Here is a 22282-nt window from a genome sequence, read left to right as displayed (position 1 = left end):
ACCATATAAAATTGGATCCAGATCCTTCCAGTTACATAAATACAATAGATTTCGAATTGCTAATTAGTTTAGTAATCGTTTTTTTACTTCTTATCTGCTCTGCATTTATTTCGGGTTCAGAGGTTGCATTATTTTCATTGTCGCAAAAAGATATTGATGACTTATCAGTTGAAGATTATAATACAGGTACTTTAATTTCAAAATTATTAGAACGACCAAAAAAATTGTTGGCTACTATTTTAGTGGCTAATAATTTTATAAATATTGCTATTGTTATTTTGTTTTCATCCATTAGTGAAGCACTTTTTAGCTCTATAAAAACAGGAATTATTCGGTTTGTGGTAGAGGTAGTGGTGGTTACGTTTCTTATTTTGCTTTTTGGAGAAGTATTGCCTAAAATATATGCAAATCGTAATAACGTAGCATTTTCAAAAATGGTTTCATTGCCTATTTCTATATTAGATAGAGTTCTTGCGCCTGTTACAATTCCTATGCGCAATATTATTTTGTATGTGGAAAAGAAGTTTAGCGTGCAAAAAACAAGTTTTTCTGTAGATCAATTATCACAAGCATTAGAATTGACAAATCAGTCTGAAACTACACAAGAAGAGCAAAAAATATTAGAAGGAATTGTTACTTTTGGAAACACAGAAGTGAGGCAAGTAATGAGTCCTCGTATTGATATTTTTGCGCTAGAAAAAGAAGAAACTTTCGCTGAGATCATGCCAAAAATTGTAGAGAAAGGCTATTCGAGAATTCCTGTTTATCATGAAAGTATTGATCATATAGAAGGTGTGTTGTTTATTAAAGATTTGATCCCTTATATAGACGAAAAAGATTTTGATTGGCAAAAGCTTATTAGAAAGCCTTTCTTTATTCCTGAAAATAAAAAATTAGACAATCTTCTTAAAGAATTTCAAGGGATGAAAAATCACTTGGCTATTGTAGTTGATGAATATGGAGGAACATCGGGACTAGTTTCTTTAGAGGATATTTTAGAAGAAATTGTAGGAGATATAAGTGATGAGTTTGATGATGAAAATATTATTTACTCTCAAATTGATGATAAAAACTACCTCTTTGAAGGAAAAATTAGTTTAAAAGATTTTTATAGAATTATAGATATTAACGGTTCTCTTTTTGAAGATAAGAAAGGAGAAGCGGAAACGTTAGCAGGGTTTGTCTTAGAAATATCGGGTAATTTTCCTAAGAAAAATCAAAAGATATCTTTTGATAGTTATGTTTTTACTGTGGAAAGTTTAGATAATAGAAGAATAAAACAAATAAAAGTTACGTTAAGTTAAAAAAGAGAGATGCAAAAAATATTTTTTATAGTACTAGCGTTGTGTTTAGTTTCTTGTGGAGATGAAATTTTACCAAAACCGAAAGGACAACTTCGATTAGAATATCCAACAGCAAAATATTATGAGCTATCAAATGATTGTCCTTATGTTTTTGAGATAAATGATGTTGTGAAATTAAAAGAAAAAGATACTTGTTCTTTTGAATTGCATTATCCAAAAATGAAAGCAACAGTATATTTGACGTACAAAAAAGTAGATCGTGATATTGAGGATTTGTTAAGAGACGCTCAAAAATTAACGTATGATCATGTTATAAAGGCCGATGATATTATGGAGCAGCCTTTTATAGATAAAGAAAAAAAAGTGTATGGTATGTTTTATGAAGTGGGTGGAAATGCAGCAACAAATGCTCAGTTTTACTTAACAGATAGTACAAAGCATTTCATGGTGGGAAGTTTGTATTTTTATGCCAAGCCAAACTATGATTCAATATTGCCAGCAGCAAGTTATATCAAAAACGATATTAGAAAAATAATGGAAACAGTAAAATGGAAATAAAAAAAGGGAATGTTTTTAAAACATTCCCTTTTTTTGTTGTTTAAAAAGAAAAACTACTATAAAGTTCCGCTTTCTTTCTTTTCACCACATGAAGATTTTCCACTGCAACAAGATTTTTTTGTTTCAGTTTTCGTTTCAGTTTTTCCTTCTTTTTTCTTCTTTTTTTCTTTTTCTTTTCCGTTAAAAAAAGCTTTGTTTCCAGAAGATTTTACATCAGAAACTTTGTAAAGATCTCCGCCAGCAATTGCTTCAACAGTTTCAACTAATGTTTCAGGAGTTTGTTTTCCGTTTTCAAAAGTTACAGTAGCTGTTTTCTTCTCAAAATCTACTTTAGCTTTGCTAACCCCTTTTAATCCAGATAATTTATCTTCAATTAATTTAGCGCAACCTATTTCGCAAGTCATTCCTTCAATATGAAAAGAAGCTGTTTCTAAATTAGCAGCCATTTCAGTTGTTGAAGTTTCAGGGGTTGTTTCGTTTTCGGTTGTTTCAGTGTTTTCTTTCTTACAACTAACAAAAGCTATAGATATTAAAGCAATTAATGCTGCTGTTTTTAAATTTTTCATGATATTGTTTTTATAAATAAATTCTATTAATTAATTACAAATTTATATAAAAAAAGAAAGGTTAAGTAAAAATAAAGTCTGAATTTTGGAGTCTTATAAATTATCGTATGGAAAATAATAATACTAAATGGTATTTGTTAGGATTTTTAGGTTGTGTATGGGGAAGTTCCTTTATTTTAATGCAACTAGGTTTAAAAGGGGTAAATTCTATTCAAATGGGGAGTTTAAGAATTCTCTTCGCGGCTCTTTTTTTAATCATTGTTGGATTTAGGTATATTCCAAAAATTCCAGTCTATAAATGGAAATATATAGCTATAACAGCTTTGTTTGGAACATTTTTACCAGTGTATTTATTTGCATTAGCTTTATCTAAAATAGATGGATCAGTAAGTTCTATATTAAATTCATTAACACCTTTAAGTACATTAATTGTAGGGATTCTGTTTTTTGGAATGGGAGTACAAAGAAGGCAGGTGTTTGGTGTGATTTTAGGATTTTTAGGATGTGTGTTGTTGGTTTTGTTTAGTGATGGAGAAAATACAACAGAAAATTATTATTATGCTTTTTTAATTTTATTAGCATCTTTGTTTTACGGTATAAATGTAAACCTAATAAAGAAATACCTTTCCGATTTAAAGCCACTTACAATTAGTACAGGAAATTTTGTAATCTTGTTTGTCCCTGCATTAATAGTGCTTTATTTTGCTGGTTTTTTTGAAATTGTTGGTGAAGAAAAAGTGCAAACATCTTTAGGGTATATTGCTATCCTTGGGATAATTGGAACAGGATTGTCTAATATTTTATTTTTTAAATTAATACAATTGTCTTCGCCTGTTTTTGCAGCTTCTGTAACTTATATAATTCCTGTTGTGGCTATTTTGTTAGGTTACTTTTTCATGAATGAAAGTTTAAATCTAATTCAGGCAATAGGTGCTTTTGTGATTTTATTAGGTGTTTATTTTTCAAGTAGAAAACAATAAAAAAGCTCTCAGTTATGAGAGCTTTTTACTTTTGATTTTATATCACTAATTATTGAAAATCAGCATCAGTAACACCTTCGTTGATTTTTACCTCAGAAGTAGTTAATTCAATGTCAACTCCCATATTTATAGTTGTTTTGTATGGAAATTTAATTCCTTTTACATCTTTGTAGTCTTGGTAGTAAGTAGCTTGAGTCATTTTTTGACCACCTTGCTCTAATTCTACAGCTTGTCCTACTTTGTATCCAGATTTTACATTATAATAATAAGTAACTTTTCCTTTTTTAATAGCGTAAGCATCTTCATTGTTGATTGTTTCAATACCTGCTAATGTAGCTTCTTTATCGTTTAATAAACTAAGCTCAATAAATGTATCAACAGTTTCTTGTAACGATTTTAATTCATCACCTGTGATTTCTTGTTTTTGACCTTGTGCTTCCATGTAAGCTCCTTTGTCGTTAACAACTTGCTTCATTACAGTCATTCCCATAGCTTTCATTTCTAATGACATTTTCTTAGAAGAGCTAGATTTTACTACTAAATCTAAATTTTGTCCTTGTATAGTTCCATTAGAGAAACTAGCTAAAGTTTTAACATTTTTCAATGCTTTTTCTCCACCTATAGCGTCAATGTATTTTTTTAATACTGTTTCAGTGGTTACACCTGCTGGAATTTCTTTTTTAACAACTGGTTTTTCAGCTTTGTTTCCAAATTTGTCAAAATAGAAAATAGGTAATTTTTCTTTATTACTCATTGCTTCTAATGAAGGTAATACTTCAGAAGCTTTTCCTACAATTACAACTCTAGAGTTATCAGCTAAGAAATATTTTTGAGCTACATTTTTAATATCTTCAGCAGTTACTGCATTAATATTTTTAATGTAGTTCTCATAAAAATCATTAGGTAAATTTTGAGTTTCTTTGTTTAATGCATAACGAGCAATAGTAGCTGGTTTTTCAATTTGCATTACAAAATTTCCAACATATTTAGCTTTTGCATTTTTTAATTCTTCCGCAGAAACTAAATCATTTCTCATTCTTTTTAATTCGTTGAAAATTTCAACAACAGCACTGTCAGTAACTGCATTTCTTACAGCCGCTCCAGAACGAAATTTATTGATATATTTTCCAGAACCTAAAGAAGAGTAAGATCCGTAAGTCCATCCGTGAGCTTCACGTAAATTTAAGAACAATCTACCTTCTCCGCCACCACCAAGAATTTGGTTAGCTAAGATAGCAGCAAAATAGTCTTTATCAGTCATTTTTAATTTTGAAAGATTCACAACTGCAATTTCAGATTGAACAGCATTTGGAGTGTCTATAAAATTAATTTGGCTGTATTGAACATCTGTAGGATTAGAATAAGTAAGTTGCGGTGCAGTAGCTTTTTTCCATTTACCAAAAAGTTTTTCAACCTCTTTTTTGGTTTTTTTGTAATCTACATCTCCTACAATTACTAAGTATGCATTTCCAGGAACAAAATAAGTGTTGTAGTTTAATTCAACATCTTTCAATGTTACATTTTTTAAAGTTTCTTCACTTACATATTCACCATTATAGTGATCTTTACCATAAGTAAGAAGGTCTTCAACTCTTTTTGCAATTGCAGTAACGCTTTTTTCATCAGCTTTTAACCCTTCGATAAGTTTTGATTTTTCTTTTTCAAACTCTTTTTCGTCAAATAAAGGGTTTAGTGCTCCGTCTGCCATTAATTCTAATAATCGGCTAGAATATCTTGAAAGACCATTTGCAGAAGCTCCACTAGACCAAAAGTTGATGTTAGCACCTAAGAAATCAATTTCTTCATTAAATGCATCCTTAGAAACAGTTTCTGTTCCATTTCCTATCATAGCACTTAAAAGATCTGAAACTCCTTTTTTGTTTCCTTCAGCATATGGAGGGTTGTCCATTGTTAAAGTATACGAAACTCTAGGAAGTTTATGATTTTCTACAATTAAAACTTTTAAACCATTTTTAAGTGTAAAACTTTCTGGTTTGTTTATGTTTATAGAAGGAGCTGGTCCTGGTTTAGGTTGCGGTCTATCTTGTGCTTGCATTGTTATTGTTAAAAATAAACTAGCGGCTATATATACAATTTTTTTCATGTTCAATTTTAGTTTTGAGTTTTTTCTTTAGCTGGAATATAATCTAAAATCATTCTTTGGTTTGAATTTAAATATTTATTAGCTACCTCTTTAATTTCTTCTCTTGTAATAGAACGATAAATGTCAATCTCTGTATTAATTAAATTAATATCACCATATAATAAGTAGTAAGTAGCTAAGTTATTAGCAATTCCTTCTACACTAGCATTACTGTTTACATATTGATTTTCAAATTTGTTTTGTAATTTTTGAAAATCTTTTTCAGAAATTAATTCTGTTTGAACCTTAACAATTTCTTCGTCAATTTCTTTAATTAAATCATCAGAAGTTTTGCCCTGCATTGGTATTCCGTAAATTAAATACATACCATAATCTTCTTGACTATTGTTAAAAGCTCCTATTTGTAGTGCCATTTTTTTGTCGTCAACAATTTTCTTGTATAATTTAGAACTTTTACCATCTGATAAGTAAGAAGAAATCATATCTAAAACTCTAGCATCTCTTGTTTTCATAGATGGCGTTCTATAAGTTGCTAAAACCATAGGAAGTTGAACGTTTGGATCTTCCCAAGTTGTTCTAAATTCTTTAGTTATAGGTTCTTCTGTAAAAGTTTTACGTTCTATAGCTGGTCCTTTTTTAATAGCGCCAAAATATTGCTCTATCCATTTTTTAGCTGTTTCTGTTTCAAATTGTCCTGCAACAACTAAAACAGCATTATTAGGAATGTAGAATTTTTTATTAAAAGCTTGGAATTCTTCTAAAGTAGCAGCATCTAAATGTTCCATTTCACCTATAGTAGTCCATCTATATGGGTGTGTTTTAAACATGTTTTGTTTTACTGCTTTAAAAATACTACCATAAGGTTGATTGTCTACTCTTAAACGTTTTTCTTCTTTTACAACTTCGTTTTGAGTATCAACTCCTATTTGGTTAATTACAGGATGCATTAATCTTTCCGATTCCATCCATAAAGCTAATTCTAAGTTGTTAGAAGGGAAAACCTCATAGTAATACGTTCTGTCGTCTGTAGTGTTTGCATTGTTGTTACCCCCATTAGCTGTTACTAATTTAAACCATTCTCCACGCTCTATATTTTTTGTACCTTCAAATAAAAGGTGTTCAAAAAAGTGAGCAAAACCAGTTCTATTAGGTTGTTCGTCTTTTGCTCCCACATGATACATTACAGATGTGATTACTACAGGAGCTGAATTGTCTTGATGTAGCACAACATGTAGTCCGTTTGCTAAATCATATTCTTCAAATGTTACTTTTTGGGCGTAAGTTGCTCCACCTAACAAAAGTGCTGTACTTAAAGCCATTAAAGATTTTTTCATAAGTTAATATTTGAGTTATTTTCTCCATAAGTCGTGATTTATTAAATTTTGTTACACCTCATGGAAGATTTAAAGTACTTTTTTTTGAAGAAACAGTATTTATTAAAACTTTAAGGATAATTTTTAAAGACACTTGTTGCTTGATTGATAAATTGTTGTATATTTGCACACTTGAAAAATTAACTAAATTCATATTCGTATGTATGCAATCGTAGAGATAGCAGGGCAACAATTTAAAGTAAGCAAAGACCAAAAGGTTTATGTACACCGTTTACCAGAAGAAGAAGGAAACAATGTTTCTTTTGACAAAGTTCTTTTGTTAGACGATAATGGTGCAGTAACTCTAGGCGCCCCAGCTATAGATGGAGCTTCAGTAGAAGCGAAAGTTTTAAGACACCTTAAAGGTGACAAAGTAATCGTTTTCAAAAAGAAAAGAAGAAAAGGATACAAAAAGAAAAACGGTCATAGACAATCGTTAACTCAAATTATCATTGAAGGAATTGTAGCTTCTGGTGCAACTAAGAAAACGGCTGCTCCTAAAAAAGAAACAGCTCCTAAAGCAGAGAAAGCAGCTCCAAAAGCAAAAGCTACTAAAAAAGGTGATGATTTAAAAAAGATTGAAGGAATAGGACCTAAAGCTGCTGAGGCTTTAGTTGCTGCTGGAATTGATACATTTGCTAAATTAGCTAAAGCTAGTGCAGAATCTGTAAAAGAAGTTTTAGACGCGTCAACTTCAAAACTTTCTCATTTAGATCCAACTACTTGGGCGCAACAAGCTCAATTAGCTGCTGATGGTAACTGGGATGAATTACAAAAATTACAAGACGAATTAAACGGTGGTAAAGCTGTTTAATTATTAATATTAACAATTAAAACTTAAAACGTCATGGCTCACAAGAAAGGTGTCGGTAGTTCTAAGAATGGTAGAGAATCAGAATCGAAACGTTTAGGCGTTAAGATTTATGGTGGTCAAGCTGCAATTGCTGGTAACATCATTGTTAGACAAAGAGGTTCTAAACACAACCCAGGTGAAAACGTTTACATGGGTAAAGATCATACTTTACATGCTAAAGTTGATGGTGTTGTTCAATTTCAAAAGAAAAAAGATAATAAATCATACGTTTCTATAGCTCCTTTTGAAGCTTAGTAATTAAGATTATTACATAAAAAAAACCAGCAGTAACTGCTGGTTTTTTTTATGCTTATACCATACTATATAAGCTTTTTTTATAAAAGATTTAGAGTTGTGATTTTTTTTTTCATTTTGAAAAAAAAATTACCAATCTTGTAATTTAATTTTCTTTTTGAAAAAAAGATTACAGACTTCGTGATTTTATTTTACTTTTGAAAAAAAAAATCACAAGATTAATTTGGTTAAAAAAAATGGATAAGAAAGGAACAATAAGAGAAGAACTAGGTGTTTCACAATCAGATTTAGCTATAGTATTAAAAGTAAGTAAAACTCAATTGGCTATGTATGAAACAGGCAGACGAGATTTGCCTAGTGATGTTCTTTTGAAGTTAGCAGATATGGTAATTTTTGTACGAAAGGTGAAGAACAGTTCTATAGAAACAGCAGCTTATTTAAAAGAAGAAAATAAAAAAATGAAGCGATATTTAGAAGGAGAAATCCTTATAAATAAGCATAGGCAATTAATTTTAGAAAAGAAAATAAGTCGAGTTGAAAAGAAATATGAGGATAATATTGCTAAGTTAAAGTTTGTTGCTTATTTGAAAAAAATGAATGATAAAGACTCTTTAATTGATGCTCATTTAAAATTAATGGAGGTAGAAGCTATTAAAGAAATGGGACAAAATGGATACCAATTACAAGAAAAGTATAAGTTGAAAAAGAGAACTTTAGAAGATTATGAAAAATATTTGAAAGAGGCTTTGCAGCGTGTTTTATAGCACTATCAATTTAAATGTTTTAACCTGTTTTAGTGTTTCTCCTTTTTCATTGTACGCTACTTTAAAGATTGTATCACATTGGTTTTAAAATATAAAAGAGTCGGACCTATACTATATAGTCCGACTCTTTTATATTTGGCTTTTATTTAGTTTTTAACCCGTTGGGTGCAATTATTAAAAACGTCAATTCGAGTGTTTTTTGTGCAGTAAAACGGAACAAAAAATGTATCGAGAACCGTTTTTAATGAAATTTTTCTTGTTCTCGATACGATTTTCTATCGAAAAACACTCGAACTGACAAAAAAAATCATCAAAAATTAATTACACCCAACGGGTTTAGTTTTTTACTATCTTTTTAGTAATCACTTGATTGTAGTTATTAGTGATACGTAAAAAGTAAATACCATTCATAAAGTTTGATACGTTAATTTCATAAACAGCATTGCCATTAAATACAACCTGTCCTACTTGATTGTAAATTTCCACTTTTGTCACCATTTGGTCGGTGTTTATTGTTACTATACTTTTTGTTGGATTTGGAAATATTTTTATGTCATCTACTGAAAAATCTGGAGTTTGCAATGTAGTATCAACTACTTCTGTAGTAACAGTGTTGGTTACTATAGGAGGATTAAAATCAAAGAAAATATTAGCTGTGTTATTAAAAATATCACCAAGTGCTGCTGTTGATTTGGGTTTAATTTTGTAGGCAATATAGCCTTTTGAACCTTCTTCGTCTACATCACTACTTGGCAAGAATATAGCATTAAAAATAAAACTTACTTGATTACCATCTTTTATTTCAACACGGTTTGAATGACTAAAACTTTCTAATTGAAATGTGCTCCAATCTAATTTATCGTCTAAGATGTTTTCTACCCGAACACGTTCAGCATAAAAGTTTCCAGTATTTTGGTATCGGATGATATAGTGTAAATATTCGTCAATATTTTCAACTGGAATTTGTGAACCTTCTAACACTGTAATGTCATTAGGGTCATAAGAGCCCACAATGGTTTGTTGTAATGTATATGTGTTGTTAGATTGCACAATATCATTTGTGTTTCCATTAATATTAGTAATAAAAGATACACTTTCGCCAATTGTAACGGAAGGAATTGTTGCTACTAAAAAGGTAAGATCTATTGTTGTTGTTTGAAACGGTAGCACATTATTAAAAGCAAAGGTTAAAGTGTTTGCAGTTTGTGATTCAATGGATTGACTTGCAGTAATAAAACTAAATTTTCCATTGTTGTAAGTAACTGACAGTGTTCCTGTTCCAGAGGTTGTACCATTGTTTTTTATATGTATGCGATACTTTGCTTGAAATCCTGGACGTGCTTCATCCAATTTGTACATGTTGATCTCTAATTCATCAAAAAGCGTTGTTGGTTGCATGCAAAAATTAAGCTGCTCTGTTTGATTGATACCTACAAAATTAGTAACATGGCTTAATGGATTCGGTTCATATTGTAATAATGGCGATTCAATTGTTGTGGTGTATTCATCTTCATTAGCGTACAATAAATAATTTCCATCATTGTTTGTAAAAGTTGAAAATGTAGTAGATCCTTTTGTTGTAGAAACCAATAAATTAGGTACTATTGTTGCATTGTTAGTGCAACCATTGGCAGCAATATCAGTGCGAACTGTGCCTTGAATTTTATTTTGTAAAAGACCAAGGTTTTCAAACCAAGCTATTTTAGAATCGTCAAATGATGAAGTTACAAAATCCAAAAGACCATCTGCATTCATATCAGCAACAACAATGCTGCTCATACGTAACAATTCATTGGTAATAGCAAAAGGCGTTTCAAAAGTTCCATCACCGTTGTTTTTAAACCAACGCAATCGGTCTCCTTGTTCAGCATCGCAAACAATATCATTATCACCATCACCATCTACATCATACATTGTAAGAGATAATGCTTTAGTAACTGTTGCAATAACGGTAGCTGGACCAAATGTACCTTGTCCGTCAGTATTTTCATACCATCCTATTTTGTTTTGACCTCGATAGATGTACACAATATCTTTATCACCATCGCCATCAAGATCGCTAGTATAAATCCTTTTTGTAAAGCTCGACGTTTCTGGAATGATGTGTTCTATGGTAAAATTACCTAATCCATTGGTGTTTTCATACCAACCAAATTTATTGCTATTTGTATTAATTACATCTAAATCGCCATCACCATCTATATCATCAATTGTTATATAACTAAAACTTGCTGTTGGAAAGTTATACAATTGCTGTGATTGAAAGGTTCCGTTGCCATTATTTCGAAGCACCATAAGGTTTGTTGTATTTAAAACGGCTACGATATCAATATCTCCATCGCTATCAATATCAACAGGAGTTATATAATACAAATCTGCTGTTCCTGTGTATATTATGTTTTCGGTTGTAAAAACACCATTTCCATCGTTTTTAAACCATAAAATTTTATATACATCAATAGTATCATCAAAAAAATAAGTTGCAACAACATCTAAGTCTCCATCACCATCCATATCGCGTAAATATCCATTTCTTGCTTGTGTGGTCGTATTGGAAATGATTTGTTGTGGTTGTGTAAAGGTTCCAGTTCCTGAAACATTTTTATACCATGCTAACTTATTATCTCCATTAGAAGAAGAGAGAATATCCTTAATTCCGTCACCATCAATATCGCCAACATCAACATTATTAGGAAAAAGAACATAGTAAGAAATTCTAGTTGGTGCACTAAAACTGCCTAGATTATTCGTGTTTTTGTATAAAGAAATATCACCATTTTTATAAGTTGCAGCAAGGATGTCTTTAGTTCCATTATTATTTAGATCAATTGAAGCAATGTCCCAAACCGATTCGGCATTTGTAGATATGATTTGTTCGGAACCGAAGGTTGTTCCAGTCATATTTTTGTACCATGCAATTTTGGTGGTATTGGATTCCATAAAAAGAATATCTAATTTATTATCACCATCCAAATCGGTCATTTCTAATTTTTTTTGATCATTACTAGAAGTTACCGTTAAATTAGGTAAATTGACCAAGATTACATTATTAGCAAAGGTTCCTAAACCATTTGTATTTTGATACCATTTTATTCGTCTTTCTGAACCTCCATTTTCAAATATGGTAAGAATATCAATATCGCCATCTCCATCTACGTCACCACTAAATATTCGACTTGTTTGTGCAAAACTGTCCATAGTTTCTAAGAGGCTAAGTGTTCCGTTTGTATTTTGCTCGTATGCCTGAAGTAAATAGCCATTTACTCGAACAATATCCATTAGGTTATCATTATTGAGATCTGTGATATGAAAAGCCGAACTATTACTTAAAATGGTAGATGTTGTAAAGGTTCCAGTGCCGTTATTTTTAAATAAAGAAATACCACTTGAAGAGCTACAAATTACATCCATATCATTATCGTTGTCCCAATCAACCACTTGTAACTGTGAACCATAACTACCAGTAGTTGTTATGGCTGTTGGAGAACTAAAAGTACCTAAACCATCTATGTTTTTTACCCAAAAGGCTAAGGATTGACTTCCATTCCAAATACTATAAACAACATCCTGAAAACCATCACCATCAATTTCTGCAACTGCTATACTATTAATAGAATATGTATTATTAGCGACGGTTTTCGTTTTAGAAAAATTACCTGTACCATCAAGGTTTTTTTGCCACGAAATTTTGCCTGAACTACCTACAACAACATCAGGAAAAGAATCCCCATCGATGTCGGCTATAGTTATCTTTTGTGGTTGAGAATAACCATAGGAGGAGTCAATTACTGTGTGTGGTTGGAAACCGACTTGAGCAAAACTAAAAAAATTAAAGCAAAATAGTAATGGTATGTAAAATTTACTCATAATAATTAATTGTTTGTAAGAATATTATTTTTTTCAGTAAGTTAGGTGTAAATATAATTATTTTATTTAATGTTAAAATTATAAGGTGTTAAAAGTGTAATAGTTACAGTAATAGATTTACTAGAGTTGTTATTTTAAAAATAGAATAATGCTTCTCGATACGCTTCGCACTCGAAGTGACGTAGATTGCGTTAAACCGTTTGTGTCGTCAGTTCGAGTATTTTTATGAAATGCGAACAGCAGTTTCATATAAATGTATCGAGAACCACAAACTTGTCATGCTGTAAGCATCCCATTAGGAACTCCGTAATATTATACATTAGTTTGGGTATTTTTATGAAAAAAATGTTGAGTCTTTGTAAAACTTCTCGATACGCTTCGCACTCGAAGTGACGTAGATTGTGTTAAACCGTTTGTGTCGTCAGTTCGAGTATTTTTATAAAATGCGAACAGCAATTTCACAAAAATGTATCGAGAACCACAAACTTGTCATGCTGTAAGCATCCCATTAGGAACTCAGTAATATTATACATTAGTTTGGGTATTTTTATAAAAAAAATGTTGAGTCTTTGTAAAACTTCTCGATACGCTTCGCACTCGAAGTGACGTAGATTGTGTTAAACCGTTTGTGTCGTCAGTTCGAGTATTTTTATGAAATGAGAACAGCAGTTTCATATAAATGTATCGAGAACTTTTTTAATTATAGTAAAACTTCTCGATACGCTTCGCACTCCTTTAAAGGTTTTATTAAAATATCTATATAGTTTTCAGAGTATTTATACCGAAGATTTAATAAACCTTTGAGTTCTTTATTTGAATGAGCATTGTAGATTTCTTTTGTTTTGTTAAACTTTAAAACTTTCCACTAAAACGAAAATTGTCACCCTGTAAGGGTCGCATTAGAAACTCCGTATTATTGAGATGCAAATGGGATGCTTACAGCATGACAAGATTGTGGAATTTAATGGTTAATAATTATGTTATAAATTAGTTTTTTGTTTGTATTCTCGCTGTTCGAGTGATTTTATGAAATGCGAACAGCAATTTCACAAAAATGTATCGAAAAAAAAGGGTTCAACTTTAATTAAAGTTAAACCCTCTTGTTTCTTTAGAACAGTGTCAAAATTATCGTTTAATTTAGTTTATCCGCTTTTCTTTGTGCTTTGTCTAAATCAGCTTGATAATCTCTTAATTTATCTTCTTTTTTAAGAATTTTTTCTCTCCATTTTAGCTCATCATTAGGACTTAATTTTCCTTTTATTTTAAGCTTTTCAAATTTCGCTTTATCCTTTTCAATTTCTTTCTGATGTTCCGCTATTTTGTCTCTTCTTTTTGAAACATCTTTTCGTGCTTTCTCAGCTTTTTCTTTTTCTTTTTCCGCTTTTTTAGCTTCTTTCTCTCTTTTTTTAGCCGCTTTTTCTCTCTCTTTTTCTGCTTTGGCTCTCTCTTTCTCTGCCTTTTGAGCTTCTTTCTCTGCTTTTACTTTTTCCTTTTCAGCCTTTGCTAATTCTTTCTTTTGTTTCTCTTCTGCTTTAATCCTTTCTTTTTCTTGTTTAATGGCTTCTTTCTCTTTTGCAACTTCTTGCTCTGTTTTCAGTTTAGCAGCAGTAACACTATCTGTTATAATTTCCTGTCCGTTTGAAAATTGGAAACCAAGAACAACCAATAATAACATAAGTTTAATTTTCATACTTTTTTTTTTAAAGTTATCTTTACAAAGATAGATAAATGTATACAATATGTGCAAAAATAAAATGGCTATTTTGTTGATTATGACAGTGCTTATGGGGGCATGTAACCAGAATAGGACAACACAAAATAATGAATTTGGAACACAAAATAACGAAATAACAGTATTTGATTACTTACCTTCAAATACTACAGGAGCTGTTTATAAGCATAAAACGTATACTCTTTCTTATGCTGAAGAATATGAGCAAGCAGAGTGGGTGGCTTATGTGTTAAAGGAGAGTGATATAAAAAATACAGATTATAAGCGTCCTTATTTCGAAATAGATCCAGAAATATTAACGGGAGCGGCTCACTGGCGAAACTATAAAAGATCGGGGTATAATAAGGGGCATTTGTGCCCAGCAGGAGATAGAAGAGGGAGTTATGAGGATTATGAAGAAACGTTTTTAACGTCAAATATAGCGCCTCAAAAGTACGATTTTAATGCAGGAATATGGAATAGACTAGAGCAAAAAGTGCGCTATTGGGCAAAAGGACAAGATAGCTTATATGTGGTTACAGGCGGTGTTTTAACGCCTGATTTGGAAACTATTGGTTTTGAAAATGTTGCTGTACCTAAATATTTTTATAAAATACTATTGTCTAAAGATCAAAAAAATATGATTGGGTTTTTAGTACCAAATGAAGCTTCTGAAAAACCATTATATAGCTTTATTACTTCGGTAGACAAAATAGAACAGCTTACAGGTATTGATTTCTTTCCAGCATTAGAGGATGCTATTGAAGATGAATTAGAAGCGAAAACAGACTATACAGGATGGATATTTTAAAATTTAGAATTTGATTTTTTGTTTATTTTCTCTAAATGTTTGATGATTTTTAAAATGAGACGTATCAGATAATAGATGATAATAACTAAGGCAAATACTAAAATGATTTGTAGTGTAAAATATAAATCCATTTTTTAAATAGGTTATAGTTGATGATTTAAACGGTTCTCGATACTCGTCACTTCGAGTGCGCAGCGTATCGAGAAGTTTTATTCTTGCAATGGTTCTCAATACATTTTTCTGAAATTGCTGTTCGCATTTCACAAAACCACTCGAACTAATGTATAGTATTATGGTGTTGCTAATGGGATGCTTACAGCATGACAAGTTTGTGGTTCTCGATACTCGTCACTTCGAGTACGCAGTGTATCGAGAAGTTTTATTCTTGCAATGGTTCTCGATACATTTTTCTGAAATTGCTGTTCGCATTTCCTAAAAATACTCAAACTGACGACACAATCAACGTCACTTCGAGTACGCAGTGTATCAAGAAGTTTTTTAAAATTTTAAGAATCTAACTTTTTCTTTTCATCAAGATAAGCAGATACTTTTTGGTAAAGTTTTACTAAAATCTTAATAATAAAGTAACTTACAATGAGAAAAGCAATTAATAATAAGATTTGTAAAATAACGGTTGTACTCATAGATTGAGTAATAATTAAATTTTTCATATTTGTTTGTTTATTAGCTGTTCAAATATTTATTCATGCATTTCATAGCTTTTATATAAAATTTTATCATAAGATAAAGAAAAATAAGGCTAATTATAAGCGGCATAAAGTTTAATAAAAAGTCTAATACATAATGATATAGACTAAAGTTTTCTTGAATTTCTGTTACTTGATTTTTCATTTGTTTATTATTTCTATTATTAAAAATGCAACACCAATTTTTAAAATTAGTGTTGCAAATAAATCGTTTTTTTAAAATAAAGGGATTAATCCTATGCCTATGATTTCTCCATTTTCATTTAGGTTTAACATAATATGGTAGTTAGTTGTATAAGTAATTCCCCAGCCATTAATTGTATAATCGTATACGTATCCTCCAAAAAGTTCAATATTAAAATTACTGCCATTAGGATTGTAAAAATCATTAGTTTGTTCCCATTCCCCGACAGAGAACCCGTATTCAGTAGTACTAACATCTAAAATTTCAATGACTTTATCATCACTATTTGTTTTAAATTTTATATAAATATAGATTCCTGCATCATAGCTTAATAATTTTACTTTCCTTTTGGCTAACTTTGTTTTTCCATTTTGTGATGTTTCAAGGGTTTCATTAGGATATGATTCAATAGAAAATACATTTGAATTAATTAAATCGTTGATATGATCTTTTAACTCTTGGGTGTTTTCAAAACTCAAAGAGTTATTAGGGTCAATTAGGTTATTAAAACTAAAGCTACCTCCATTTTGAGCTGTTAAGCTAATCATTTCATTTACAACTTGCAAAGCATCAGGATTTATATTGCTATTAATAGTATTCTCATTAAGAAAATTTATAATCTGGTTTTTAGTTTCTGAACTAGCATTTTGCCACCATTGTGATTGTTCTAGAGTTAAATTGTTCACAAAGGCTTCAATAGGTGTTCTGGTTACTAATATAGGCTTTGTTATAACATCTTCAAATTCGCTTACAGATGCATTGTTGTTGTTATTGTTTGGATTTGTTGAATTTGTGTCTGTGTTTTGATTGTTTGGCGCTGTGTTGCTTCCTCCACTTCCACTTAAATCGATATCTCCACTTCCTATGCTTCCTCCACTTCCTCCAGTACTTTCACAAACAGTTGAAATTGTAATATACATAGTAGGTGGAACTTCTGCTGTGCATTGATGCCAAACAGGAATATTACTAGAATCGTGAACTCCTTCGCTACAAGTTACCCAAACAGTTCGTTCTTCATCATAACACTCTATTTTGGACTGGATGTTTAAATTTTGAAGTGTATTAAAATCAATTTCTGTAAAACTCATTTTTGATTTTAAATCAACATATTCATTGTTATTTATTTTGTTTCTTTCTTCTTCCGTTAGATTATATTTTATAATCCCTGTTTTATAATTTCCATTTAATGTTTCAGAAATTATTAGATTTTCAATTGAAAGATTATCATTTTCACGAAATATTTTAAAAGTATAAGAGTCGTAATTATTCATTTGAATATTTAGTATAGTAGAAGTATCTATATAAAAATCATTAGTACTGTCATAGATTCCTTTATTTAAATGGGAATCTCTATTTAATTGATTAATTGAATTAATTTTATTAAAGGCTACTGGAGTTTTTTGTTTTAATTGATTGAATGTTATTTTTTTTGAAGTAATACTTGTGTTGCTTTTTTCATTTTTTATAGTAGGATTAGTTTCTTCTTTTTCGCAACTTGCGAAAAAAAGAACCAAAGAGCTATATAGTAATAATTTAAAATTTTTCATATTTTTGTGTTTTAATTAATTAACAGTCATACTTGTGTTCGCCAAAACATTTTTTTAGTATGGCTGTTTTTTTCTTTAGTTGGATTTTCTAAAAACAACAGCAAAGCCAACTTTCTCTTTTACTTTTGCTTGTCAGTATTATTTTTTTAGGAAACTGACACCTCCTTATAGTTGGCCAACTATATCATAAGAAAACAAGAATAGCAGTAATCGTTTTCCATTTCTCATTAGCAAAGACTTATTCGTTGTAATGCTTATCCATTAGTTTTAAAATTTTCCTAAACAATTTTATTAGGTAAAATAAAATAATAGGTATTGTTATAATCAAAATAACTTGCAATAGTATTGTAGTATTCATCATGGATTGTTTTTTTACATGGCACAATATGGTTCTTTAATAAAAAGAATCTGTTGGTTGTAATGGTTCTCAATACATTTTTCTGAAATTGCTGTTCGCATTTCCTAAAACCACGCGAACTGACGACACAAATGGTTTAACGCAATCAACGTCACTTCGAGTGCGCAGCGTATCGAGAAGCTTTCTTCCGTTTTAAATAATTTCACCCAACTGATTAAAAAATTATGTTTTTATATTTGGAATAAACCACATAGACTTTTTTAAAATGCTTATGTGGTAGACCAAACAAATAAAAAACAATAGTTGTAAACTATAAAAACAAACTATGATTTTGTAAAAGAACGTATAATAGAATTTAAAAAGGGAATGCCTTTATTTCTTGATCCAAAACTACTAGGCTTTTTAAGTTTATGCAAGTAAAGCTTGTCGGAATTCATGAATTCCGACAAGCTTTACTTGAATTCCAAGTGTGAAATTGCCCGAATAACAACAGAATATACTATTTTTGAAACAAACAATATACAAACAAATATGAAGGAACTTTTTATCTATTTATTTGCCTTTTTATCTTTTTTAACCACTGCACAAACCGATAAAAATGAATTAAGTAACAAAACATACGAAGAATTACTTGCGGGTTTTGCTAAAATCGAAAATAATTTTGAACTACAAAAAAAATATGCAAATGCTTATCTATTAAAAGCAAAAAAAGAAAAAAAAGATTTAAGAATAGCTAAAGGCTATTACATGATGTCAAATATTCATAATTTTTATGATGCTATTAAGTATTTAGATAGTGTTACTATATATGCTGAAAAAGAAAGTAATGATAAGTTTCCAATGGTTGCATATTATGAAAGAGCAAGAAAGTTAGATGCAAAAAGAGATTTTAAATTGGCTATAGAGAATTATATTCAAGCGGAAAGCTGGGCAAAAAAGAATAATGATTTAGATTACATTTTTAGGGCTAGATTAGCAATCGCAATTATTAAATCTGAGGATATGGGAGAAATTTCGGAAGCTTTAGAGTTATATAGACAATGTTATAAGTTTTATGGAAAAAATAAAGGAAAAGAAGTTAGATACTATAACAGTTATGTGAGTACAATTTTTGCAATTGCAGATGCACATAGAGCATTACATCAGTTAGATTCTTCATCATATTATAATCGATTAGGCTATAGAGAGTTAGAATCGACTGAATTTAAAAATGAAAGATTAAAAGGGTTTTTTATTTTGAATGAAGGAGCAACTCAATGTTTAAAAGGAAATTATAAAAGTGCAATAGATAGTATTGATAAGGCACTTCCGATAATGATAGAATATGATGAACAAATGAATCAAATAGCGTCCTACTATTATTATGCAAAATCGTTTAACGGTTTAAACAAAGTAGATAAGACTGTTAAATATTATGAAAAGGTTGATAGTGTTTATAAAAAACTAAAATATATAACACCTGAGTTTGTTCATGGATATCATTACTTAATTAAATATTACAAGAATAAAGGAGAAAAAGAAAAACAATTGTATTATCTCAACACCTTAATGAGTATAGATAGTGTTTTACAAGTTAACTATAAGGAATTGACTAGAAAATTTAAAAAAGAATATGATATTCCAAATTTAATGCAGGAGAAAGAGAATATTATTGAAGGGCTACATCAAGATAAAAAAAGCAATCATGGGATAATGATTGCTTTAGGAGGTATTATTATGATTAGTTTGTTTCTTGTAATGCGACAAACTCAGCAAAAGAAAGCGTATAAAAAACGCTTTGAAGCTTTAATGCAAACAAAAGAAGAAGGCGATAATACTAAAATTGAGATTGAAACGATAGAGGAAATAAAAGACAATGATTTAGGCATTGTTGAAGAAACCGCTAATAACATATTAAAGCAACTTGTTGCTTTTGAAAAAAAGAAACAGTTTTTAAAGCCTAATATTACCCTGAACAATATAGCCCAAGATTTTGGAACCAATCCGAAATATTTATCTACTATAATCAATACTAAAAAAGAAAAACCTTTTGTACGCTATATTAATGATTTGCGTATTGACTATATTGTTTTTGAATTAAAAAGTAATGAAGGAATGCGAAAATACACCATTAAGGCCATAGCCGAAGAAGCAGGTTTTAACAATGCAGAAGCTTTTTCGAGTGCGTTTTTTAAGCGAACAGGGATAAAACCATCGTATTTTATAAAAAAATTAATAGAGAGTTAATGTGTTGTTTTTTAATGATTTAGGTTTTATTTTGCACACGGAATTCATGAATTCCGTGTACTACTTGCTATTTTATGAGGTGGTTTTTACAATTGAAAACTATATTTGCTACACAACAATTTAAAACATAAACAACATGAAAAAAGAAACAAAAGGAAAGTTTACTTTAGAAAAATTTGAAATCGCTAAGTTAAATATTATGCGAACTATTAATGGTGGTGACGATGGATCTTCTGTTATTTGTACAACAACTAACACAAATGACCCAGACTCTTCAAGAGAGTGTAGAGACCCAAGACATGATCCGAGACAACCTGCTCCTAATATTCCTAATATTCCAAATAGAACAAATAATCCTTAAATTAATTATTAATGAAGAAAGCTTTTTTTTTAACATTAACAGTTTTTTTCGTTTGCTGTTCAACTTTTGATAGGATGAAAAAAAAATCAATTGGATTATTAAACGATCCAATTGATTTTTGGAGCCATAAAGATTATATATCAGATAATGTCTATGGTATATCTTTAGAGAAATGGCACAATGAAAATATTGATAAAATAAACAATGAAGTTATTGTTGCTGTTTTAGATACACAAATTGATTTAAACCATGAAGATTTAGAAGGACAACTTTGGATTAATAAAAGCGAAATACCTAACAATAATATTGATGACGACTCTAATGGCTATATAGATGATATAAATGGTTGGAACTTTGTAGGAAAACCAGATGGAGGATATTTTATATATGGAAATTTTGAATACACAAGAATTATTCAAAAATGGGATAATATTTTTAAGAATAAAGAAAAAGAAGATATTTCTAAAGAGTTATATGATGTTTTTGAAGAGTATAATTATGCAAAATCATATTCAGAATACTATTTAAGTTATTATAATAACTGGCGAAAATCTTTATCATATAAGATTGAAACCTATCCATTAGCCAAAGATACATTACGATACTTCTTTCCTAATGAAAATTACACGCTAAAAGATTTAGATAGTCTATATCAATTATATAAAACTAATGATAAATCTTATAGGGAAAGAGTAGATAATAACGATAAAGATTTAGGAGCCTTAATAGATTGTATGATTGTTTGTTATGAACAAAATGATAAAAATTTAAATGATATTATTCATACAAGAATACAAATGGATTCTATAATCATGCAAAATCTAAATATTGATTTTGATGATAGAAAATTTATAAGAGATAATCCAAATATATTAGAAAAAGGATATGGAAATAATATAGTTAATTCATTCAAAGATTTGCAATATCATAGTACAGAAGTTTCAAGTATAATAGCTGCCAATCGTAAAAATGATAAAGGGACTAAAGGATTTCATGATAATATTAAGATAATGCCGCTAAGTATCTCTGTTTCGGGAGACGAACATGATAAAGATATTGCTATGGCTATTTATTATGCTGTTGATAATGGAGCTAAAATAATTAATATGTCTTTTGGTAAAGAATTTTCATTAAATAAAATATGGGTAACCAATGCATTAAAATATGCGGAGGATAAAAATGTATTAATTGTTCATTGTTCAGGCAATTTAAAAAAAGATATTGATAAATATTCGTATTATCCAGACGATTATAATTATAAAGAAGAGAAAGAAGTAGTTGATAATTTTATCAATGTTGGTTCTGTTTCAAAACGAGAAGATAGTACTATGGTTACTTCTTTTTCAAATTATGGCAAAAACAATGTGGATATTTTTGCACCTGGGGAAGAAATTTATGTAGCCATTCCAGATAATAAGTATAAATATGATTCAGGAACATCTTTAGCAGCTCCTATGGTTTCAGGAACATCTGCTTTAATATGGTTGTATTATCCTAACCTTACGGTTGCTGAAGTAAAGAATATTATTCTAGAATCAGGGGTTACTGTTGATAAGATGGTCATTAAACCTGGAACAAAAGATGAAATGGTTCATTTTTCTGAATTATGTAAAACGGGTAAAATACTCAATACTTATAATGCTATGAAAATGGCAGAAGAAGTAAGTAAAAGAAAAAAATAAATATTAAATAATACCTTTTGGGTGTAATTAGTTTTTAAGACAATCTACGTCAGTTCGAGTTTTTTTTATGA

16 protein-coding genes are annotated in these 22282 nt (G+C 29.9%); 10 read left to right on the top strand and 6 right to left on the bottom strand.

Annotation, left to right across the window (positions count from 1 at the left end; genetic code table 11):
- Positions 1–11: 11 nt before the first annotated feature.
- Positions 12–1304, top strand: a complete 1293-nt coding sequence (locus LXD69_RS03220) for a gliding motility-associated protein GldE (protein ID WP_045969207.1) — start codon at positions 12–14, stop codon at positions 1302–1304.
- 9 nt (positions 1305–1313) lie between these two features.
- Complete coding sequence (gldD, locus tag LXD69_RS03215; RefSeq protein ID WP_045969205.1) at positions 1314–1862, top strand: gliding motility lipoprotein GldD; 549 nt, start codon at positions 1314–1316, stop codon at positions 1860–1862.
- Positions 1863–1918: 56 nt separating this feature from the next.
- Here the strand turns inward: gldD and LXD69_RS03210 are convergent, their stop codons facing one another.
- Positions 1919–2428 (bottom strand): heavy-metal-associated domain-containing protein, encoded by a 510-nt coding sequence (locus LXD69_RS03210; protein ID WP_246917538.1) that lies wholly within the window; start codon positions 2426–2428, stop codon positions 1919–1921.
- Between the two features lie 107 nt (positions 2429–2535).
- Between LXD69_RS03210 and LXD69_RS03205 the strand changes: the two genes are divergently transcribed.
- Positions 2536–3408, top strand: coding sequence for a DMT family transporter (locus LXD69_RS03205; protein ID WP_246917527.1), 873 nt, complete (start codon positions 2536–2538; stop codon positions 3406–3408).
- A 49-nt stretch (positions 3409–3457) separates the two neighbouring features.
- On the opposite strand, the gene LXD69_RS03200 is transcribed toward LXD69_RS03205, so the two are convergent.
- Positions 3458–5512 carry a M16 family metallopeptidase gene (locus LXD69_RS03200; RefSeq protein WP_246917524.1) on the bottom strand — a complete coding sequence of 685 codons (2055 nt, stop codon included), beginning with the start codon at positions 5510–5512 and terminating at the stop codon, positions 3458–3460.
- Between the two features lie 8 nt (positions 5513–5520).
- Positions 5521–6846: a M16 family metallopeptidase gene (locus tag LXD69_RS03195; RefSeq protein ID WP_246917521.1), complete on the bottom strand. Its 1326-nt coding sequence runs from the start codon at positions 6844–6846 to the stop codon at positions 5521–5523.
- 199 nt (positions 6847–7045) lie between these two features.
- On the opposite strand from LXD69_RS03195, the gene rplU reads away from it, so the two are divergent.
- The 3 genes from rplU (at position 7046) to LXD69_RS03180 (ending at position 8757) form a co-directional block, all read left to right on the top strand.
- A complete protein-coding gene (gene rplU / locus LXD69_RS03190) occupies positions 7046–7699 on the top strand; it encodes a 50S ribosomal protein L21 (RefSeq protein ID WP_045969195.1) in 654 nt (217 codons plus the stop codon).
- A 33-nt stretch (positions 7700–7732) separates the two neighbouring features.
- On the top strand, positions 7733–7993 hold the full coding sequence (gene rpmA / locus LXD69_RS03185; protein ID WP_045969193.1) for a 50S ribosomal protein L27: 261 nt from the start codon (positions 7733–7735) through the stop codon (positions 7991–7993).
- Between the two features lie 236 nt (positions 7994–8229).
- Positions 8230–8757, top strand: coding sequence for a helix-turn-helix domain-containing protein (locus LXD69_RS03180; RefSeq protein WP_246917520.1), 528 nt, complete (start codon positions 8230–8232; stop codon positions 8755–8757).
- 336 nt (positions 8758–9093) lie between these two features.
- Here the strand turns inward: LXD69_RS03180 and LXD69_RS03175 are convergent, their stop codons facing one another.
- Together LXD69_RS03175 and LXD69_RS03170 are read right to left on the bottom strand one after the other, a co-directional pair.
- Entirely contained in the window at positions 9094–12624 is a 3531-nt protein-coding gene (locus LXD69_RS03175; protein ID WP_246917517.1) for a T9SS type A sorting domain-containing protein, read from the bottom strand.
- A gap of 1132 nt (positions 12625–13756) precedes the next feature.
- Positions 13757–14314, bottom strand: a complete 558-nt coding sequence (locus tag LXD69_RS03170; protein ID WP_052705242.1) for a hypothetical protein — start codon at positions 14312–14314, stop codon at positions 13757–13759.
- Between the two features lie 49 nt (positions 14315–14363).
- On the opposite strand from LXD69_RS03170, the gene LXD69_RS03165 reads away from it, so the two are divergent.
- Positions 14364–15146, top strand: a complete 783-nt coding sequence (locus LXD69_RS03165) for a DNA/RNA non-specific endonuclease (RefSeq protein ID WP_082084325.1) — start codon at positions 14364–14366, stop codon at positions 15144–15146.
- 923 nt (positions 15147–16069) lie between these two features.
- On the opposite strand, the gene LXD69_RS03160 is transcribed toward LXD69_RS03165, so the two are convergent.
- Entirely contained in the window at positions 16070–17584 is a 1515-nt protein-coding gene (locus LXD69_RS03160) for a hypothetical protein (RefSeq protein WP_246917514.1), read from the bottom strand.
- Positions 17585–18377: 793 nt separating this feature from the next.
- Between LXD69_RS03160 and LXD69_RS03155 the strand changes: the two genes are divergently transcribed.
- The 3 genes from LXD69_RS03155 (at position 18378) to LXD69_RS03145 (ending at position 22211) form a co-directional block, all read left to right on the top strand.
- Positions 18378–20168, top strand: coding sequence for a helix-turn-helix domain-containing protein (locus LXD69_RS03155; RefSeq protein ID WP_246917511.1), 1791 nt, complete (start codon positions 18378–18380; stop codon positions 20166–20168).
- 136 nt (positions 20169–20304) lie between these two features.
- Positions 20305–20529 carry a hypothetical protein gene (locus tag LXD69_RS03150; RefSeq protein ID WP_246917508.1) on the top strand — a complete coding sequence of 75 codons (225 nt, stop codon included), beginning with the start codon at positions 20305–20307 and terminating at the stop codon, positions 20527–20529.
- A 74-nt stretch (positions 20530–20603) separates the two neighbouring features.
- Positions 20604–22211, top strand: coding sequence for a S8 family serine peptidase (locus tag LXD69_RS03145; RefSeq protein ID WP_246917505.1), 1608 nt, complete (start codon positions 20604–20606; stop codon positions 22209–22211).
- Positions 22212–22282: the final 71 nt, after the last annotated feature.

Source organism: Flavobacterium sediminilitoris (assembly GCF_023008245.1).
Classification (GTDB): domain Bacteria; phylum Bacteroidota; class Bacteroidia; order Flavobacteriales; family Flavobacteriaceae; genus Flavobacterium; species Flavobacterium sediminilitoris.
This window is presented reverse-complemented; position numbering and strand designations above follow the sequence as displayed.

Coding starts and splice junctions, on each gene's coding strand:
- LXD69_RS03210 (WP_246917538.1), bottom strand. CDS start 2,428: ATGAAAAATTTAAAAACAGCAGCATTAATTGCTTTAATATCTATAGCT.
- LXD69_RS03150 (WP_246917508.1), top strand. CDS start 20,305: ATGAAAAAAGAAACAAAAGGAAAGTTTACTTTAGAAAAATTTGAAATC.
- LXD69_RS03145 (WP_246917505.1), top strand. CDS start 20,604: ATGAAAAAAAAATCAATTGGATTATTAAACGATCCAATTGATTTTTGG.
- LXD69_RS03195 (WP_246917521.1), bottom strand. CDS start 6,846: ATGAAAAAATCTTTAATGGCTTTAAGTACAGCACTTTTGTTAGGTGGA.
- LXD69_RS03180 (WP_246917520.1), top strand. CDS start 8,230: ATGGATAAGAAAGGAACAATAAGAGAAGAACTAGGTGTTTCACAATCA.
- LXD69_RS03200 (WP_246917524.1), bottom strand. CDS start 5,512: ATGAAAAAAATTGTATATATAGCCGCTAGTTTATTTTTAACAATAACA.
- LXD69_RS03175 (WP_246917517.1), bottom strand. CDS start 12,624: ATGAGTAAATTTTACATACCATTACTATTTTGCTTTAATTTTTTTAGT.
- LXD69_RS03170 (WP_052705242.1), bottom strand. CDS start 14,314: ATGAAAATTAAACTTATGTTATTATTGGTTGTTCTTGGTTTCCAATTT.
- LXD69_RS03205 (WP_246917527.1), top strand. CDS start 2,536: ATGGAAAATAATAATACTAAATGGTATTTGTTAGGATTTTTAGGTTGT.
- LXD69_RS03160 (WP_246917514.1), bottom strand. CDS start 17,584: ATGAAAAATTTTAAATTATTACTATATAGCTCTTTGGTTCTTTTTTTC.
- gldD (WP_045969205.1), top strand. CDS start 1,314: ATGCAAAAAATATTTTTTATAGTACTAGCGTTGTGTTTAGTTTCTTGT.
- rplU (WP_045969195.1), top strand. CDS start 7,046: ATGTATGCAATCGTAGAGATAGCAGGGCAACAATTTAAAGTAAGCAAA.
- LXD69_RS03155 (WP_246917511.1), top strand. CDS start 18,378: ATGAATTCCGACAAGCTTTACTTGAATTCCAAGTGTGAAATTGCCCGA.
- LXD69_RS03165 (WP_082084325.1), top strand. CDS start 14,364: ATGTGCAAAAATAAAATGGCTATTTTGTTGATTATGACAGTGCTTATG.
- rpmA (WP_045969193.1), top strand. CDS start 7,733: ATGGCTCACAAGAAAGGTGTCGGTAGTTCTAAGAATGGTAGAGAATCA.